This window comes from Methylocystis sp. H4A (genome assembly GCF_015709545.1).
Taxonomy (GTDB): Bacteria; Pseudomonadota; Alphaproteobacteria; order Rhizobiales; family Beijerinckiaceae; genus Methylocystis; species Methylocystis silviterrae.
This window is the reverse complement of record NZ_JADNQY010000022.1, coordinates 195,050-212,714: the sequence shown is the minus strand read 5'-3', so window position 1 is coordinate 212,714 and position 17,665 is coordinate 195,050. Positions and strand designations below refer to the sequence as shown.

Annotated in this window: 19 protein-coding genes and 1 pseudogene; 8 read left to right on the top strand and 12 right to left on the bottom strand. The window is 62.4% G+C overall.

Going from position 1 to position 17,665, the window contains the following annotated elements; all coding sequences use genetic code 11:
• Positions 1-148 precede the first annotated feature (148 nt).
• Together IYW40_RS09005 and IYW40_RS09000 are read left to right on the top strand one after the other, a co-directional pair.
• On the top strand, positions 149-1,069 hold the full coding sequence (locus tag IYW40_RS09005; protein ID WP_196400321.1) for a complex I NDUFA9 subunit family protein: 921 nt from the start codon (positions 149-151) through the stop codon (positions 1,067-1,069).
• Between the two features lie 255 nt (positions 1,070-1,324).
• The gene (locus IYW40_RS09000) at positions 1,325-1,543 is read left to right on the top strand and encodes an alkylphosphonate utilization protein (RefSeq protein WP_196400346.1); all 219 of its coding nucleotides are present in this window, start codon (positions 1,325-1,327) and stop codon (positions 1,541-1,543) included.
• Between the two features lie 708 nt (positions 1,544-2,251).
• Here IYW40_RS09000 and IYW40_RS08990 read toward each other — a convergent pair.
• From IYW40_RS08990 to repC, 4 genes and pseudogenes are all read right to left on the bottom strand, one after another.
• Positions 2,252-4,516: a copper-translocating P-type ATPase gene (locus tag IYW40_RS08990; RefSeq protein WP_196400319.1), complete on the bottom strand. Its 2,265-nt coding sequence runs from the start codon at positions 4,514-4,516 to the stop codon at positions 2,252-2,254.
• A 602-nt stretch (positions 4,517-5,118) separates the two neighbouring features.
• Positions 5,119-5,445: a transcriptional regulator gene (locus tag IYW40_RS08980; protein ID WP_196400317.1), complete on the bottom strand. Its 327-nt coding sequence runs from the start codon at positions 5,443-5,445 to the stop codon at positions 5,119-5,121.
• Between the two features lie 14 nt (positions 5,446-5,459).
• Positions 5,460-5,789 (bottom strand): type II toxin-antitoxin system RelE/ParE family toxin, encoded by a 330-nt coding sequence (locus IYW40_RS08975; protein ID WP_196400345.1) that lies wholly within the window; start codon positions 5,787-5,789, stop codon positions 5,460-5,462.
• 402 nt (positions 5,790-6,191) lie between these two features.
• Positions 6,192-6,355, bottom strand: a pseudogene (gene repC / locus IYW40_RS08970) (replication initiation protein RepC); the annotation flags it as partial.
• A gap of 137 nt (positions 6,356-6,492) precedes the next feature.
• Between repC and IYW40_RS08965 the strand changes: the two are divergent.
• Positions 6,493-6,840, top strand: a complete 348-nt coding sequence (locus tag IYW40_RS08965) for a four-helix bundle copper-binding protein (RefSeq protein ID WP_196400316.1) — start codon at positions 6,493-6,495, stop codon at positions 6,838-6,840.
• Between the two features lie 34 nt (positions 6,841-6,874).
• On the opposite strand, the gene IYW40_RS08960 is transcribed toward IYW40_RS08965, so the two are convergent.
• The 4 genes from IYW40_RS08960 to fabA all read right to left on the bottom strand — a co-directional run bounded on the left by IYW40_RS08960 (position 6,875) and on the right by fabA (position 10,027).
• Entirely contained in the window at positions 6,875-7,189 is a 315-nt protein-coding gene (locus IYW40_RS08960) for a cytochrome c (protein WP_196400315.1), read from the bottom strand.
• Between the two features lie 4 nt (positions 7,190-7,193).
• Positions 7,194-8,003 (bottom strand): enoyl-ACP reductase FabI, encoded by an 810-nt coding sequence (fabI, locus tag IYW40_RS08955; RefSeq protein WP_196400314.1) that lies wholly within the window; start codon positions 8,001-8,003, stop codon positions 7,194-7,196.
• A gap of 231 nt (positions 8,004-8,234) precedes the next feature.
• Positions 8,235-9,458 (bottom strand): beta-ketoacyl-ACP synthase I, encoded by a 1,224-nt coding sequence (gene fabB / locus IYW40_RS08950; RefSeq protein ID WP_175095055.1) that lies wholly within the window; start codon positions 9,456-9,458, stop codon positions 8,235-8,237.
• A gap of 44 nt (positions 9,459-9,502) precedes the next feature.
• Positions 9,503-10,027 carry a 3-hydroxyacyl-[acyl-carrier-protein] dehydratase FabA gene (gene fabA, locus IYW40_RS08945; RefSeq protein WP_014891799.1) on the bottom strand — a complete coding sequence of 175 codons (525 nt, stop codon included), beginning with the start codon at positions 10,025-10,027 and terminating at the stop codon, positions 9,503-9,505.
• A gap of 262 nt (positions 10,028-10,289) precedes the next feature.
• On the opposite strand from fabA, the gene irrA reads away from it, so the two are divergent.
• The 3 genes from irrA to IYW40_RS08930 all read left to right on the top strand — a co-directional run bounded on the left by irrA (position 10,290) and on the right by IYW40_RS08930 (position 12,192).
• Positions 10,290-10,736 (top strand): iron response transcriptional regulator IrrA, encoded by a 447-nt coding sequence (irrA, locus tag IYW40_RS08940; RefSeq protein WP_246720731.1) that lies wholly within the window; start codon positions 10,290-10,292, stop codon positions 10,734-10,736.
• Positions 10,737-10,834: 98 nt separating this feature from the next.
• On the top strand, positions 10,835-11,821 hold the full coding sequence (locus IYW40_RS08935) for an HWE histidine kinase domain-containing protein (RefSeq protein WP_196400313.1): 987 nt from the start codon (positions 10,835-10,837) through the stop codon (positions 11,819-11,821).
• Complete coding sequence (locus IYW40_RS08930) at positions 11,818-12,192, top strand: response regulator (protein WP_175095052.1); 375 nt, start codon at positions 11,818-11,820, stop codon at positions 12,190-12,192. Before IYW40_RS08935 ends, IYW40_RS08930 begins: the two co-directional genes overlap by 4 nt.
• Here the strand turns inward: IYW40_RS08930 and IYW40_RS08925 are convergent, their stop codons facing one another.
• Positions 12,193-12,804 carry an SH3 domain-containing protein gene (locus IYW40_RS08925; protein WP_196400312.1) on the bottom strand — a complete coding sequence of 204 codons (612 nt, stop codon included), beginning with the start codon at positions 12,802-12,804 and terminating at the stop codon, positions 12,193-12,195.
• A 190-nt stretch (positions 12,805-12,994) separates the two neighbouring features.
• Between IYW40_RS08925 and IYW40_RS08920 the strand changes: the two genes are divergently transcribed.
• Positions 12,995-13,990 (top strand): D-glycerate dehydrogenase, encoded by a 996-nt coding sequence (locus IYW40_RS08920; RefSeq protein ID WP_196400311.1) that lies wholly within the window; start codon positions 12,995-12,997, stop codon positions 13,988-13,990.
• Between the two features lie 65 nt (positions 13,991-14,055).
• Positions 14,056-14,541: an META domain-containing protein gene (locus IYW40_RS08915; protein ID WP_232366090.1), complete on the top strand. Its 486-nt coding sequence runs from the start codon at positions 14,056-14,058 to the stop codon at positions 14,539-14,541.
• Between the two features lie 133 nt (positions 14,542-14,674).
• Here the strand turns inward: IYW40_RS08915 and IYW40_RS08910 are convergent, their stop codons facing one another.
• From IYW40_RS08910 to IYW40_RS08900, 3 genes are all read right to left on the bottom strand, one after another.
• The gene (locus tag IYW40_RS08910) at positions 14,675-15,493 is read right to left on the bottom strand and encodes a universal stress protein (protein ID WP_196400310.1); all 819 of its coding nucleotides are present in this window, start codon (positions 15,491-15,493) and stop codon (positions 14,675-14,677) included.
• A gap of 74 nt (positions 15,494-15,567) precedes the next feature.
• Positions 15,568-17,061 (bottom strand): histidine--tRNA ligase, encoded by a 1,494-nt coding sequence (gene hisS, locus IYW40_RS08905; protein WP_196400309.1) that lies wholly within the window; start codon positions 17,059-17,061, stop codon positions 15,568-15,570.
• Complete coding sequence (locus IYW40_RS08900) at positions 17,030-17,635, bottom strand: GIY-YIG nuclease family protein (protein ID WP_196400308.1); 606 nt, start codon at positions 17,633-17,635, stop codon at positions 17,030-17,032. Before IYW40_RS08900 ends, hisS begins: the two co-directional genes overlap by 32 nt.
• Positions 17,636-17,665: the final 30 nt, after the last annotated feature.

Genomic DNA, 17,665 nt, shown 5'->3' with positions numbered 1-17,665 from the left:
AAACTCCCCAGCTTCAGAGGCGCCTCTGCAGACTTGTGCAGGCTTGCTGATCCGATCCACGCGAGACGCATGCAGTTGGTGCGCCATGGCGCCGACGCTATCTATACGAACTTGGGCTGCTCCCGACGTAAGCAGGCCAATTTGAGCCATGGCGACCATGCACGAGCGCTCCATTGTCGTGTTCGGCGGAACCGGGTTTCTCGGTCGCCGCGTCGTTTGGCGCCTCCGCAAGGCTGGGTTTTTTGTTCGGGTTGCGTCGAGGCATCCGGATCGGGCTCATAGCCTGTTTGGTTTTGATGATCCGCAACTTCGCTCGATCGAAGCCAACATTCACGATGAGCAGTCAATCGCCGATGCGCTTGCTGGCGCTTACGGCGTTGTGAATGCGGTAAGCCTATACGTCGAGCATGGCCGCGAGACTTTTCATTCTGTGCACGTTGAGGCTGCTCAACGATTAGCCGATCAGGCGCGTCGAGCCCAAGTTGAGCAGCTCGCGCACGTCTCGGGAATCGGCTCCGATGCCGGCTCATCATCGCTCTACATCCGCAAGCGTGGCGAAGGCGAATTGGCGGTTCGCGCCGCGTTCGCAGATACAATTTTCATTCGCCCGGCGGTGATGTTCGGACCTGACGATTCATTTCTCACCTCCATCCTCAAACTCCTCGGCCGGCTTCCAATCTATCCGATGTTCGGGCGCGGTCGCACGAGACTGCAGCCCGCGTATGTGGAAGATGTGGCGGAAGCAATCGCTCGGGCGCTGGATCGGAAGGACGTGCATGCGATCACCTTCGAGTTTGGCGGACCTCGCGTCTACTCGTATGAAGAATTGCTCAGGGTCATCGCCCGCGAAGCCAGCCTTAAGCCTATGTTCGTTCCTATCCCGTTTGCCGTTTGGCGCACGCTGGCGTGGTTCGCGGAAATGCTCCCGAGCCCGCCCATCACCCGCAATCAAGTGGAGCTGATGCAGGTCGACACTGTGTGGTCGCCAGAGATGCCAGGATTTGAAGATCTCGGAATTTCGCCGCGCTCGGTCGAGGAAATACTCCAGGAGATATTACGAGATCAGTGATCAAGGAGGTTCTTCGGCAGATCCGTCTTCGAAAATGGTCGCCGGCATCGCGCGCCATCTTGGCGGAAGGAGAAGTTCTGGACGTCTTGATCCAGACGAAGAAGCGGAATAAGGCGTCGGCACGACCGGACGAAGCCCCGAGGCGGATGGCCGATTGGCCTCTGAATGAGCGAATGATCGCCTGGGATATGCAAACGGGCTCCTCGGCGAATATAACGATGCGCAAGATCAGCTATGGAATGCTCGGAGTGCCTGATGACGGTAGTTGTGAAAGACAGCAATGGCGTTGAACTCAAGGACGGCGATTCCGTGACCTTGATAAAGGACTTGAAGGTTAAGGGCTCGTCCGTCGTCCTGAAACGCGGCGCCTTGATCAAAAATATCCGGCTCACGGATGATCCGGCCGAGATCGATTGCCGCGCTGAGAAAGTAAAAGGGCTCGTGCTGCGGACGGAGTTCGTCAGAAAAGCCTAGCCGCCATCGACTGGCGCGCAGGACGAGCGGACCCATCGAAATTCTCGACCTGCGCGCCAAGCGATTTCGCAAGGAGCCCGGTTGTTCATTAAGAGACTTTGGTCGCCGGCAGTAGAACGGCTCTTCCTGGAACGAACGTCCTCGCCCGGTTCGGAGCAAAAGCCATATTCTTGTGCGTATCGCAATAAATGGCCTCTGGCGCGCACGCGCAGCCACAGAACCGGAACGAGTCGAAATGGTGCGGATCGCCGATCGGCCAGCGGCACCTTCCATTTCGGATCTGCATGAACTGAATAGGAGCCGATGCGACCAATGGCCTCAAATTCCCGCTTTGCCTTTGATTGCAAATGTGTTGGCGGTCGGAGTCTTGCTTTGCGATCGAATTGGCGGGCGCGGGCTGGTTAGTCTCCTTCTTCAGCTTGGTCATTTCGGTTTCGTAGCCCTTTCGCTAGTTGGAGATTAATATCGATGCGGCGCGCGAGCGCGGCGCGGCCGGCAAAAGCTCATGAATAGTGCGCTGCCCCCTATCGGGAGTGGCGGAGAGGGTGACGTGCCGGCGTGCAGGCGGCGACCATCACACGCCCGCCCCTGGTTGTCCAATTTCCGTTGGCCGAGCGTGCAAAGATCGTCGTCCGCCGCGTCAAAGCTATTGTGGCGCGGCGCTGGCCGCTTTTGCGCCACGGTATGAGCGTCATCGCAACCTGCTGGCTAATAGGAGAACGGCGGCATCTCAATTTTTCTTTCGGGATCCAGTTCGGCTTGTCTCAGTCGCAGGGAATTAACGACGACGCTGACTGATGACAGCGCCATCGCCGCGGCGGCGATCGTCGGCGATAAGAGTAGCCCGAAGATCGGATAGAGCGCGCCAGCCGCAATGGGCACGCCCGCGGCATTATAAATGAATGCAAAGAACAGATTCTCGCGGATGTTGCGCATCGTTGTCTTGGAGAGGCGCCGGCCACGCACGATGCCTCCGAGATCGCCCTTCAGCAAAGTCACGCCCGCGCTTTCGATCGCGACATCGGTTCCGGTTCCCATGGCGATGCCGACATCGGCGGCGGCCAAGGCAGGGGCGTCATTCACGCCGTCTCCCGCCATGGCGACGATTCGACCCGCCTCGCGCAAGCGGGTCACGACCTTGCTCTTGTCCTCCGGGAGGATCTCAGCTTCGATCTCGCCGATCCCCAAGCGTTTGGCGACGGCGCGCGCCGTTGTCCAGTTATCGCCGGTCAGCATCACCACGGCGACGCCATCGTCGCGCAGCGATTGCAGCGCAGCTTCCGTCGTCGCTTTGATTGGGTCGGCGATAGCGATGACGCCAGCAATCTTTCCGTTGATCGCCACGAAGATCGCTGTCGCGCCGTCTTCCCGCAGGCGTTCAGCGTCGCTATCGAGCGGCGTCGCATCGACGCCGAGCTCCACGAGGTATCGACGATTGCCGATCGCGACCGCATTGCCTTCGACCCGGCCGATGACGCCCTTGCCCACGGGGGAATCGAAATCCGTCGCGCCCTTGAGCGCGAGCCCGCGCTCGGCTGCCGCCTGAACGATCGCCAACGCCAGCGGATGCTCGCTGGCGCGTTCAAGACTCGCCGCCGTCGCCAATAGATCGTTCTCTGCTATGCCCGCAACGACGCGGATGGCCGTGACGCGCGGCTTGCCTTCGGTGAGCGTCCCGGTCTTGTCCACCACCAGCGTGTCTATTTTTTCCAAGCGCTCCAGCGCCTCGGCGCTTTTTATCAGCACGCCCGACTGCGCGCCGCGTCCCACGCCGACCATGATCGACATCGGCGTCGCAAGACCGAGCGCGCAGGGGCAGGCGATGATGAGAACGGAGACCGCCGCAACAAGCCCATACGTCATGCGGGGTTCCGGTCCCCAGATCGCCCAGGCAAGAAATGCAAGAACGGCGATGAGAATGACGACGGGCACGAACCATCCCGCCACTTGATCGGCGAGGCGTTGTATTGGCGCGCGGCTTCTCTGCGCCGATGCGACCATCTCGACAATCCTCGAGAGCACGGTGTCGTGGCCAACCTTCTCGGCGCGCATCACAAAGCCGCCAGTCTGATTGAGCGTGCCGCCAATGACGTTGTCGCCTGCAGTCTTGGTCACCGGCATGGATTCGCCGGTGACCATGGACTCATCGACCGAACTGCGGCCCTCGACGAGTTCGCCGTCCACAGGAACCTTTTCTCCTGGACGGACGCGCAGGCGCTCGCCGACCTTCACAAGATCCAGCACAATCTCTTCGTCGGATCCGTCAGCGTTAATCCGAGTCGCCATTTTTGGCGCGAGATCGAGGAGCGCGCGTATGGCGCCGCCGGTCTGTTCCCGCGCGCGCAATTCAAGGACTTGTCCAAGCAGAACAAGGACCGTGATCACCGCCGCCGCCTCGAAATAGATCGGGACAGAGCCGTCGATGTTGCGAAATGCAGGTGGAAAAAGAGACGGCGCGAATGTTGCGGCGACGCTGTAAATCCAGGCGACGCCAGTTCCCATGGCGATGAGGGTGAACATATTCAGATTGCGTGTCACGAGCGACTGCGCGCCTCGAACAAAAAACGGCCAGCCAGCCCAGAGCACGACCGGGGTCGCCAAGATGAGCTGAAGCCAGTTCGACGCCTGCGGCGCTAGCAAGTGATGCAGATTGAATAAATGACCGCCCATCTCCAAGACCAGCACCGGCGCCGCCAACGCCAGCCCGATCCAGAACCGCCTTGTCATATCTACGAGTTCGGCGTTCGGTTCGGCTTCATTTGAAGCGACCAGGGGCTCGAGCGTCATGCCGCAGATCGGACAATTGCCGGGGCCGATCTGGCGAATCTGCGGATGCATCGGGCAGGTGTAGATGATGTTCGACGCGTGCGGATCGCCGTGAGCCGCATCTTCGGTCGCAGCGTCGTCGCGGGCCGATCTCGATTCCTCATGCGAGGCGTGATCATGCCGATGCTCGTGGCCCACGCGGGTCATCCTTCTTTTGCGCCATCAGAACGGCATCCTAATCGATCTCGGCGTCCCTTGCGCATCGTCGACCGTCGTCGCCCGCTCGGCAATACGGCCGCCGCGCCCCCAAAAACGGCGGTTCCTTCGGTCACGGCAACGCCTCCGTCGACCGCGGCGCTGAGCTCAAGATGGCAGGCGCGACCAGCGCGAATAAGCGCGCCTTTTCGATGAGGCGCTAAAAAAGGACTGCCGACTGGCGCGATCCGAGAGTCCCGCCGCCCGCGCCGCGGAAACGCAAATCGACGGCGAGCAACAAATCGACGCGCACGCAGCCCTGTTGGCGCGCAATTTTGGCGCGTAGCTCAACAGTAAATTGGAACGCCGCGACAGTTCTGCCAGCGCATACGCGTCTTGCGCCGCGCGCGCGTAACCATGCGCGACGCTCGAAGGCCAATCCGGAACGCTCGGGCGCGGCCGGCGTCCAGTCGCATTACGCATTGACGGATGCGCGATCGTCGTCGCCAAAAGAGGAAGCGGCGCCTCCCACGCGAGGCACCGCGCCAACACAAGCGGAAATTCCGTAGTTTGCGACCGGATCTAAACTCCCACAAGGCGGGGCCTGACCGAGTTCACGCCGCCTCGGTGACTGCTCTCACTTCAAGGTGCACGCCAGTTCGGTTTTGCAGCGCATTGATGACCGCAAACAGATTCGTCACTGTCGGATTTCCGTTGGGCCCGAACATGCGCATCAGACTTTTCGGCGGCGTCTGCGTGATTTCCGCCAGGGCCTCGAATCCGATCGTCGCGTTGATATAGTCGCGCAAGATCGATCGGCCGGCGCCGATCTCTCCCGCGAGGAGAAGTTGCACGGCCTCCTGAAACAGAGCCTGCCGAAACGCCGCGTCATTCGTCGCCCGCGCTTGCACAGTCTCCTTGAAACTCCGGGTCAGCGCCATCACGTCACCCTCACCTATTTTTTTGCCTTCGCCTTACGCGCTTTGTAGTTTCGCCAATGCGCCAAAGCATCGGCGATGTCGTCGCTCTGACGGCGCTTCGTGCCGCCTCCCAGCAAAATCACCAGCGCCTTGCCATCCCTTCCAAAATAGACCCGATAGCCGGGACCGCGATTGATTTTTAGTTCGGACGCGCCCTCGCCGATTGGTTCGACTTTCGAGGCGTTTCCATCAGCCAGCCGCGCCAAACCAACAGTGATGATCGCTGCGGCCTGGGGATCGAGGGCGTTGAACCACTCCGCGAAGGGGCTCGCGCCTTTCTCGGTAAGGTATTCTTCAATCTCTATGAGAGGTATCATATACGTTACCAAATTGGAAGCGGAGCGATGGAATGTCGAGGCGCGCCACCGCCACCATTGCTCAGCCCTCGCCGTCGGCAATTTTAGCTCTGAGATTTTAGCTCTGAGGATGCGTATCCTGTTGCCCCTCGACGGACTCAGAGAACGGCGGCAACTGGCCATAGGTGGCGGCGGCGGTCAGCGCCTGCGCGGCGATGTCGCCCGACCGGGTCAAAGATCGGCGGGCGACGCCTTCCCTTCCGCGGCCATTGGGCCAAGCTCGATGATTTTGACCAGCGCATCGGAAAGGATGGCGAGCTGGGTCATCGTATCGGTCATGGCGTCCGCGCTCCTTCGATCCCCGACGATAATCGCCAATTTCACGGCAAGGAAATCCTCCGGCAAGATTGATCATCCCGCTTGCCGCCGTTCACGCGCGGCCTTTGGGCCTTGCCGCGCAGCAGCGCCATCAGCACAGGTCCGAGCGAAAACTCCCCTGCCCGCGCCTTAACGGACAGAACCCGCAAATAGCCGCCAGCGGATTTGATTTCTTCGCCCCTCTGCGAGATCGCGGCCCCTCTGCGATCGAAGCCCAAAGGCCGAAGCTTGACTGCCAGTCCTGCGCCTTCGTCACAAATCTTGACCTGCGAGGCGGGCGAACTAGCTGCCTGCTGGGCGGCGAGGCGGAAGCCTTTAAGAGGAACGATCCATCATGCACATGATCCCGAAGGAAATGCAGGCCTGCATCGACGCCTGCCTGAACTGCTATCAGATGTGCTTCGGCATGGCGATGACCCATTGCCTTGAGAAAGGCGGCGAGCATGTGAAGCCCAAACATTTCCAGGCGATGATCGCCTGCGCCGATATGTGCCGCAACAGCACGCAAATGATGCTGATGAATTCACCGCTGGCGAAACAGATGTGCGCGCTCTGCGCCGAGGCTTGCGAAGCCTGCGCCAAGGAGTGCGATCCGATTCCCGACATGAAGGAATGCGCCGACGAATGCCGTCGCTGCGCCGAGGAATGCCGCAGGATGTCCGGACGCAAGATGGCCGCATAAATCCGCGCGGAACAGCTTGCAATCAGCTTGGCGGCTATTTGCCGCCAAGCCCCAAAATATAGCTCGCCAGCGAGTCGATCTCTTCGCGGGCGAGAATGATGTTGGGCATGTTCTTGTGCGAAGAGCGCAGAAAAACTTTGAGCGACAGTTCCGTCGCCGAAGGCATCTTCGCCACATCGATAAATCGCGGCGCCTTGGGATCCGGGCTCTTGGCCTCTGCGTCGGGTCCAACGGCATGGCATGAGGCGCATTCGGCTTTGGCGATCCGCGCGCCGGTCGTCGGATCCGCGCTCGCGGCCATCGCCGGCGCCGCAATGAAGACCAAGCCTAAAGACAGCGCTATCCTCATTGCCTTACTCCTCGCCGTTGAGATCCTCGGGACGTGGCTGCAACATGATATTATAGCCGGCGTCGACAAGATGAACTTCGCCCGTCACGCCGCCCGACAGCTCCGACAGCAAATAAAGCGCCGAGCCGCCGATTTCATCAAGCGTGATCATCCGACGCAATGGACAATGCTTTTTTTGAAACGCGCCCATCGCCCGCGCGCCCGTGATGCCGGCGCCCGCCATGGTGCGCACCGGGCCGGGCGACAGCGCATTGACGCGAATGCCGCGATCGCCGAAATCGGCGGCAAGATAGCGCACCGATGAATCGAGCGCCGCCTTCGCGACGCCCATGACGTTGTAATTCGGCATGACATGCGTGCCGCCGCCGAAACTGACCGTCAGCAGCGATCCGCCGTTCTTCATCAGCGTGGCGGCGCGGCGCGCGGCTTCGGTGAAGGAAAAACAGGAAATGACAAGCGTGCGAATGAAATTCTCGCGCGAGGTGTCGGCGTAGAGTCCCTTCAATTCGCTTTTGTCGGAATAGGCGATGGAGTGGACGAGAAAATCCATATCGCCCCAGTCGTGTTCGAGACGCGCGAACACCTGATCCACCGTTGAAATATCCTCGGCGTCGCACGGCAGCACAAGGTTCGACCCGAGCTCCTGCGCGAGCGGCTTGACGCGCTTGCCGAGCGCCTCGCCCTGATAGGTGAATGCGAGCGTCGCGCCGTGGCGCGCAAGAACGCGCGCGACGCCATAGGCGATGGAATGATCATTGGCGACGCCCATGATGAGGCCGCGCTTACCCTGCATGAGACCGGTTGAAACTGTCATATGGCGATTGTCATCATAGGAGAGATCGAAAGTTTGGGCCTAAGCCCTATCGGAGACGCAGACAGCAAAGAAGAACGACGCTGTGGGCCGTATCGGCGATACCTCTAGCCACGAGCGCCGCTCGTTCGCAATCCATCCGCTGGAAGAATCGCCTTCTCCTAAACGCCGGCTGGATGTCTCGACGTCCATGGCCGGAACAAGCCCGGCCATGACTATCGCGAGGGATCGGCGTCAGGCGTCTGGATGCTTGAACACCAATGTCGCATTGGTGCCGCCGAAGCCGAATGAGTTGGACAGCACCGCGCCAAGCTTCACATTGTCGCGGCGCGCCCGCATGATGGGCATGTCGGCGAAATCGGGGTCGAGTTCCTCGATATTGGCGCTTTCGCAGATGAAGCCGTTCTGCATCATCAACAAGGAATAGATCGCCTCCTGCACGCCCGTCGCGCCGAGCGAATGGCCGGTCAGGGATTTGGTCGCGGCGATCGGCGGGCATTTGTCGCCGACGCCGAACACTTCGCGCAGCGCCTCGATTTCCTTGGCGTCGCCGACCGGGGTCGCCGTGGCGTGGGGGTTGATGTAGTCGATCGGGCACTTCACCGTCGCGAGCGCCTGCTGCATGCAGCGCACCGCGCCCTCGCCCGAGGGCGCCACCATGTCATGGCCGTCGGAGGTCGCCCCATAGCCGGCGACTTCGGCGTAGATCTTCGCGCCGCGCGCCTTGGCGTGTTCGAATTCTTCGAGCACCAGCACGCCGGCGCCGCCGGCGATGACGAATCCGTCGCGATTCTTGTCATAGGCGCGCGAGGCCGTCGCCGGCCGATCATTGTAGGAGGAGGACATGGCGCCCATCGCGTCGAAGAGGACCGACAGCTCCCACTCCAGCTCTTCGCAACCGCCCGCGAACATCATGTCCTGCTTGCCATACTGAATCAGTTCGTAGGCGTTGCCGATGCAGTGATTGGACGTGGCGCAGGCCGACGAGATCGAATAGTTGACGCCCTTGATCTTGAACCAGACCGCAAGCGTCGCCGAGGCGGTCGAAGACATGCATTTGGGCACGGCGAAGGGACCGACGCGCTTGGGTCCCTTGGTGCGGGTGATGTCGGCGGATTCGACAAGCGTGTGGGTCGAGGGGCCGCCGGACCCCATGATGATTCCGGTGCGCGCGTTGGAGATTTCCGCTTCGGTCAGGCCGGCGTCGGCGATCGCCTGATCCATGGCGACGTGGTTCCACGCCGTGCCCGTCGCATGGAAGCGCATGGCGCGGCGGTCGACGAGCGTCGAGGGGTCGAGCGACGGCATTCCGTACACCTGCGAACGGAAGCCGAGTTCGGCGTATTTCTCGGCGCGGGCGATGCCCGACTTCGCCTCGCGCAGCGAAGCGATCACTTCCTGGGTGGTGTTGCCGATCGACGACACAATCCCCATGCCGGTGACGACGACTCGTCTCATTGTCCAACTCCTTGGCGGCGCTTTCCCGCGCCTTGCTGTGCGCTTCAGGCGGCGGCCGGCGCCTCGGCCTTGGCGAGCCCAACCTTCAAATCCTTCGCCTCATAGATGCGCTCTCCGTCGGCGGCGACCCAGCCGTCGGCGATGCCGAGCACAAGCTTGCCCTTGAAGACGCGCTTAAAGTCGATCCCGTAGGTCACCTTTTTGACGGTCGGGCGAACCTGCCCGCTGAATTTCACCTCGCCGACGCCCAGCGCCATGCCGCGTCCCGGATTGTCGAGCCAGGCGAGATAGAAGCCGACCATCTGCCATAGAGCGTCGAGGCCAAGGCAGCCCGGCATTACGGGATTGCCCTTGAAATGGCAGTCGAAGAACCAAAGGCTCGGTTTAATGTCGAGTTCGGCGCGCATGTAGCCTTTGCCGTGCTCGCCGCCGTCTTCGAAGATCTCGGTGATCCGGTCGAACATCAGCATCGGCGGCAGCGGCAGCTGGGCATTGCCCGGGCCGAACAGCTTTTCCTCGCCGCATGCCAGTAAATCCTCGTAGCCGAATGAGGAGCGCCTTTCGCCCATCGTCCTTTGTTCCTCGCGTTGGAGCCTTTGAAGGCCCATTCTTCCCCAAGCGCCCTAAAGGGCGCGCCCTTATCTTTTTGGCGCCGGCGGCGGCGCCGCTCTTATCCGCTTTTGGGCGAAGCGATCCGTAACATAGCCTCGCCCGGGCCGGAAGCGCCGTCGCAAGCGGGATCGCAACAGCCGGGCGGCGTTGAATTTCCCGCCATTCCCCCTATGATGCCATGTAGAAAACCGCGAGAGTGGAAAACCGCGAGCCGCTGCAATGGACGCCGAGCCGAATTCGACCGTTCCGCCAGACTGTGCGCCGCGCAAGCGCGTCGCAGAGTTGCTGGCCGACGCCGGGCTGCGGCCGACCCGTCAGCGGCTGTCGCTCGGCGAGTTGCTGTTTGGACAGAGCGGCGATCGTCATGTGACGGCGGAGCGGCTCTATGAAGAGGCGCTCGCCGCCAATCTCTCCGTATCCCTCGCGACCGTATACAATGCGCTCCACCAGTTCACCCAGGCAGGCTTGCTGCGGGAGATCGCCGTCGACGGCGCCCGGGTGTATTTCGACACCAATACCGCCGATCACCATCATTTTCTTCTCGAAGACGACGGAGAGCTATACGACATCGCCGGCGCGAATGTCTCGGTCTCCGATCTTCCCGAGCCGCCCGACGGTTTGCGCGTCGCACGCGTAGATGTCGTGGTGCGTCTTCGCCGCGCCTAAGCCCGCCCTATATTCCGGGAGACGACACATTTCGAAGCAGCTCGACGTCGCCGCAGGGCCGTCGAGACCTCTTCGAAAACCAGGGCGGGGCGGGAGCAATGTCGCAGCGGGCGACCAAACAGGAATCCGAGATCACCTACGCGCAGTTCAAGGCGCTCGCCAATTCCATACCGAATCTTGCCTGGATGGCGCGACCGGATGGCTGGGTGTTTTGGTACAATGACCGGTGGTACGAATATACCGGCGCGACTCCCGAGGAGATGGCGGGATGGGGTTGGCAATCGGTACATCATCCGGACGTGCTGCCCAAGATGCTGGAGCGCTGGACGCATGCGATCCAGCACGGCGAATTTTTCCAAATGATCTTTCCGCTCAGAGGCGCCGACGGGTTCTACCGGCCGTTTCTGACGCGCATCGAACCGCTGCGCGAGAACGGCGCGGTCGTCGGCTGGTTCGGCACGAACACCGACGTCACCGAACAGGAACGCGACCGCGAACGCCTGCAGCTTCTGATCCACGAGCTCAACCATCGCGTCAAGAATACGCTTGCGACGGTTCACTCGATCGCTCTGCATTCGTTGCGCGAGTTGAAGCAGAATTCGGTGGAGCTCTTTGAGAATCGTCTGCTGGCGCTCGCCGCCGTGCATGACGTGCTGACCCGCGAAAACTGGACGAAGGCGCAGGTCGACGAACTCGTGCGTACTGCGATCGCCCCGGCGGGCCAGGAGAATTTCGACGTTTCAGGAGCGCCTGTCGACGTCTGCCCGCGCATCGCGGCGGCCCTGGCGATGACGCTGCATGAATTGTGCACGAACGCCGTCAGACACGGATCGCTCTCGGCGCCGAGCGGACGAGTCGCCGTCGAGTGGAGCATTGACGCCAAAGGACGCACGCCTAAGCTCCATCTCGTCTGGCGCGAATACGGCGGACCGCCGATCTCGCCCCCATCGGTCAAAGGATTTGGCATGCGCCTGATCGAGAAAACGCTGGCGTCCGAAGCGGGCGCGCGGATCGCGGTCGAATTCCCCTCCGAAGGATTTCGCTGCGAGATGGACATTCCTCTTGGCGTGGAAGTGCTCAAATGAACACGCCTCGCGTCCTGATCGTCGAAGACGAGGCCGTGATCGCCATGGCGCTCGAAATGTTTCTCGAGGAGCTTGGCGCGCAAGTCGTCGCCACCGCGGGCAATGTGCAGGAGGCGCTGCAAAAGGCGACGAGCGAAGATTTCGATATCGCCTTTCTCGACGTCAACCTCAATGGCCAGAAGGCTCATGTTCTCCCCGGCGTTCTGGAGCGCCGGCATAAGCCCTTCGCCTTCGTGACCGGTTACGGCGAACAGGGCGTGCTTGAGGCGCATGCCGATGCGCCGGTCGTCGCCAAGCCCTTCAGTCGGGACGCCGTTTCGACGGCGTTGGAGAAACTCAAGAGCCGCCTGCCGGGCGGTCCATCCGGCTGACTATTCAAATTTCTCGCCCGGATAGACGCCCCAGAGATTTTCCTGCTCCATATAGCCGTCAAAGCCCTTGCCGGCGATGCGGCACCATTTGCCGTCGCAGCTGCGCAAATTGCCGATGACGCCGGGGCCGAGCTTGGCCGCGGGCGTCGAATGATCGGCGGCGACGAGCAGTTGCGGCTCCTTTTTCCACGGCGCAACCAAGGCGGTGCGCCGTCCAGAGAGCAGCGAGTGCAGCACCCAGCCTTCGGCGCCTTCGGAATCGCGGATCTTGCGCCAGGTTTCGAATTCGGCGGTGATCTCGACGGGGAGCGCAGCGCGTTCGTAGATCCACAGAGTCGGATGTTCCTTGCTCGGCCCCTCGCGAACATTGACCCGATCCGATTTGAGGCTGACGTAGCGGGGCAAGGGCAGGCCGCTCACCGGGCCCTTCTGCGGCTCCTGAGCGTCGGCGTGCGCTGCGCAAAAAAGCGCACATACGAGCGCGGCGAAAGCCGCGCGGCGACGCTTTTGGAAAAGTTCCTGAGCGTTTGAGAAAGCGGCCGAAATTGGCGCAGATTCTGTATTTATTCGCGACATGATGGACTGATCGCTCGCTTGTCTTTGGCCCGTCATCTGCTAGGAAGTCGAATGCGTCCGCCGAGGAGGCGTATTGGTTTTGTCGCTGACCGTCGTTAAGACCCGGTTGAAGCCGGCGAAACTCGCCGGCGTCTTTTCATCCGCTGCGGCGACGCGGCGCAGATCATAGCGCAATCGCAGAAACGCTGCTGCAACACAACATGAACGCGGAGGCACGACCAGGGATATGCCGAAAAAGAAGCCGCTCGTTGTCGTGTCGCGCCGGCTGCCCGATGTCATCGAAACCCGCATGTGCGAGTTGTTCGACACGCGCCTCAACGAAAGCGACAAGCCGCTCACTCATGACGAACTCGTCGAGGCCATGCGCACGGCCGACGTGCTGGTGCCGACCATCACCGACCGTATCGATTCCCATCTGATCGCCCAGGCCGGCGAGCAAATGAAGCTGATCGCCAATTTCGGCAATGGCGTCGACAATATCGACGTCGCCTCGGCGCTCGATCGCTCCATCACCGTCACCAACACGCCCGGCGTTCTGACCGAAGATACCGCCGACATGACGATGGCGCTGATCCTTTCGGTGGCGCGTCGTCTCGTCGAAGGCGCGAGCGCCATTCCCGACGGCGCTTGGGCGGGCTGGTCGCCGACCTGGATGCTCGGCCACCGGATCACCGGCAAGAGGCTCGGCATCGTCGGCATGGGCCGGATCGGCCAAGCCTTGGCGCGTCGGGCGAAAAGCTTTGGACTTTCAATCCATTACCATAATCGTCGGCGAGTCTCGGCCGATCTCGAAGAGCAATTGGAGGCGACCTATTGGGAGTCGCTCGATCAGATGCTGGCGCGAGTCGACGTCGTGTCGATCCACTGTCCGCATACGCCGGCGACCTATCATCTTCTCTCCGCGCGCAGACTGGCGCATCTGCGTTCCCACGCGATTCTGATCAATACCGCGCGCGGCGAAATCGTCGATGAGAACGCGTTGGTGCGCATGCTTGAAGCGGATGAAATGGCCGGCGCCGGGCTCGACGTCTTCGAGCACGAACCCGCCGTCTCTCCCAAATTATTGAAGCTCGCCAAGGCCGGGAAAGTCACGCTGCTCCCGCATATGGGCTCGGCGACCATCGAAAGCCGCATCGATATGGGCGAGAAAGTGATCATCAACATCAAAACCTTCATGGACGGCCACCGGCCGCCTGACCGCGTCCTGCCGAGCATGCTATAAGGCGCTGCGCCGCGGGCCCGGGACCGACTGGCGCGAGTCGCCTTATGGGGAGGATGATTGACGCGATGAACAGGATTTTGCTCGCCTTAGCCGCCTCGCTCTGCGCCATTGCGCTCGCCGCGCCAGCCGTCGCCAAGAGCCGCGCAAAACCGCCTCAGGGCGCAGAGCAGAAGCAGCCGGAAGACGAAAACAAGGAGACGGGCGGCATTCCGCGCTATCAGCCGTTCCCGCACAATCAGAACTTCGTGCTCAAGGAGATCAACGGCAAAGCGCCGCCGGTGGAGATGTGGATCTCCATCGACTCAACCGGCCGCGCCAACGGTTTTTCGGGCTGCAAGAACTGGTCCGGCATCTTCATCATCGGCCCCAACCGGCTCGGACCGCGCACCATGCCGGCGGTCAACGAACGCAAATGTGAAGGCCCGCTTGCCGCCTTCGAGCGCGACTATTGGGCGGTCCTGCTCTCGGGCCCCTATTGGGACACGAAGGGCGACGACCTCATCCTGAAGGGCGCGCAGGGCGGCGTGCTGCATTTCCAGCGCTCGCTGTAAAGCTGGCGCGACAGCGACCCGACGCTCGCGCGTTGAGCGAGATTCCCGAATAGGCTCCCAAAATTCGGACCGCGACTCTGGCGTCCCGATCAGGCCTTCGGCCTGTCGGGATTGAGCGGCGATGCGCCGGCGATTATTTCACCGGCGACGCGAGCAGCGGACAGGGCGCCTCGTGCAGCACGCGCTGCGTCGTCGAGCCGCGCAGCGCCTCCAGCAGGCCCTTTCGGCCACGCGTCGGCATGGCGATCATGTCGGCCTTGATCTCCTGCGCGTAAGCGAGAATGGTTTCGACGACGGGGCCGCGGCGCAACTCGATATGCGGCAGCAGCCCTTCAAAAAGCGGCAGATCTTCGCCGACATGCAGCAGCATGACGTCGGCGGCCGGGTTGAGACAATGCGCGACTGCGGCGACGTGGCGGAAGGCGGCGAGCGGCGAGACCGTCGCCTCGACCGGCATCAGCACCGTATTGAGCGAGACGGCGCCCGTCTCCCGGTCGACGAAGCCTTTCTGGTCCTCGCGCAGGAACAACGCCGGCACATGCGTCTCGCGCGCCGTTTCCTCGGCGACCGAACTGGCGAGCAGACGCTCCAGAGCGCTGCGCGGCCGGGTCATCATCACAAGAAGATCGCACAGGTGCCGCTCGACGTAGGCGGTGACGCCGACGACGGCCGATTCCGATTCGACCGACGCCTTGACGATTTTGACGCCGAGCTGTTCGGCCGCCTCGGCGCGCGTCGCGGTCGGCGAGATCATCTTCCAGCGCGCCAGCATTTCGCGTACCTGGGGAAAGCGATCCCAATCGTCCTCCTCAGTCTCGGGCGCTTCGATATGCAGAATGTGCAACATGCTCTTGCAGGCCACGGCGATGCGCAGCGCATGTGCGAAAGCGTCCTGGCTTGCGAAGGAGAGATCGGTGGGATGGACGATTGATTTGGGCGTGTCGCCATTCATCTGCGTTTGCTCCTCTATCCCCTCGCAAAACTATACGCGCCCGCGCGCGTGGCAATGATCCGCTTCGCCGCAGGTTAAATTTGTTCCTTAAGCGCCTTTTGGACCTCTTCGACCAGTTCGGCTTCCGGCACGGCGAATTGGGCGGGACGAAGCGCCTTCCACTGCTCGTTGGTGGCGATATTGGCGGCGGCCTTCGCGCCGGCGACGAGATCCTTGATGGTGACCTCACCGCGCGCTTTTTCGTCGGAGCCCTGGATGATCGCAAGCGGGCTGTTGCGCCGATCGGCGTATTTCATCTGCGCCTTCATGCCCGAAGCGCCGAGATAGATTTCGGCGGCGACGCCAGCGTTGCGCAGCTGCGCCGCCATCCGCTGATAGTCGGCGAGCCTCTCGCGATCGAGGACCAGCACCACCACTGGGCCGACATGCGGACGCGCTGAGACGATCGGGCTGCCGATCAGCTTCAAGGCCGCGAAAAGCCTCGAAACGCCGATCGAGAAGCCGGTCGCGGGCGTGTTCTCCGATCTGAAACGCCCCACGAGGCCGTCGTAACGGCCACCGCCGCCGACCGAGCCGAAACGCACGGCATTGCCCTTCTCGTCGCGGGTCTCGAAGGTCAGATCGGCCTCGAAAACAGGGCCCGTGTAATATTCGAGGCCGCGCACGACGGAAGGGTCGACGCGGATGCGATCCGGCCCAAAGCCCGCGTCGCGCGCGAGATCCTCGATTTCCAGAAGCTCCTCCGCGCCCTGGGCGCCGACCTCGCTCTTGCCGAGCAGGCCGAAGAGATCGAAAGCCGGCGCGCCGTCCCGATATTGTCCCCCGAGGCTGAAGGACAGGATCGTGTCGATCGCCGGCAGAGGGAGCCCCGCGCCCTTGGTGAAATCCCCGCTGTCGTCCTTGCGGCCCTCGCCAAGCAACTGCCGGACGCCGTCGGGGCCCAGCCGGTCGAGCTTATCGATGGCGCGCAGCACGACGAGGCGGCGGCCCGCGTTCTCTTCGCCGGCAAGGCCGATCGACTGCATCACGCCGTCGAGCACCTTGCGGCTGTTGATCTTGATGACGTAGTCGCCGCGCGCGATCCCCAGGCGCTCCATGGCGTCCGCGGCCATCATGCAGATCTCGGCGTCGGCGGCCGGCGAGGCGGAGCCGACCGTATCGGCGTCGAACTGCATGAACTGGCGAAACCGCCCCGGCCCCGGCTTCTCGTTGCGATAGACCGGGCCGACCCGATAGGAGCGGTAAGGCTTTGGCAGCCGGTCGAAATTCTGCGCGACGAAACGCGCCAGCGGCGCGGTCAGATCGTAGCGCAGCGACAGCCACTGCTCGTCGTCGTCCTGAAAGGAGAAGACGCCCTCATTTGGCCGATCCTGGTCGGGCAGGAACTTGCCGAGCGCGTCCGTGTATTCGATCGCCGGCGTCTCGAGCGCCTCGAAGCCGTAGAGCTCGTAGACCTCGCGGATGACGTCGAGCATCCGGGCCGTGGCGGCGAGTTCGCCGGCCTCGCGGTCGGCGAGCCCGCGCGGCGTGCGCGCTTCAACTTTGGTTTTGATTTCTTCTTTTGACATTCAGACCTGTTCCGATGCGCGCGCCACCCTCCCCTCGAGGGGGAGGGTCGCGCCGAAGGCGCGGGGTGGGGTGAGCGCCCGCGATCGGGGAATCCACCCCCTCCCGCGCGGCTACGCCGCGCGACCTCCCCCCCTCAAGGGGGAGGTGGGCCGCCTTCCTAGCATTTTCCCAGTCGGAAGGAAGCGCCGCGCCTTCCGGCCAGAATCGCAAATGCGCGGCGCAGCGACGGCAATCCGAACTGCCGAAGCCGGCGATCGGGATTGGCAGATCGGCGAGCGCGGCGTTGAGGGCGCATTCGTCGCCGCCTTCGACGATGTAGGCGCCGAGCAGGCTCGCCCCAGCGGTGAGCTGGTCGATATGCCAATGCATGCGCTTGTTTTTCCGCATGTGCCGCGCCAGTCGCGCCCGCATTCCGCCCGGGCCTCGCGCCGAGCCGCAATAGAGATAATCGCCGACGGGAAGCGTCGCTGAGATTTTCCCGACGCGAATGTCGAGCGGCGCGTCGAGACGCAACGCCAGCGCATAGCCGCCGGGCGTCGACGGCGCGTCGGCGACGGAGGCGACAAAATTCATCGGCGTACTCAATGAAAAATCCCGAGCGCC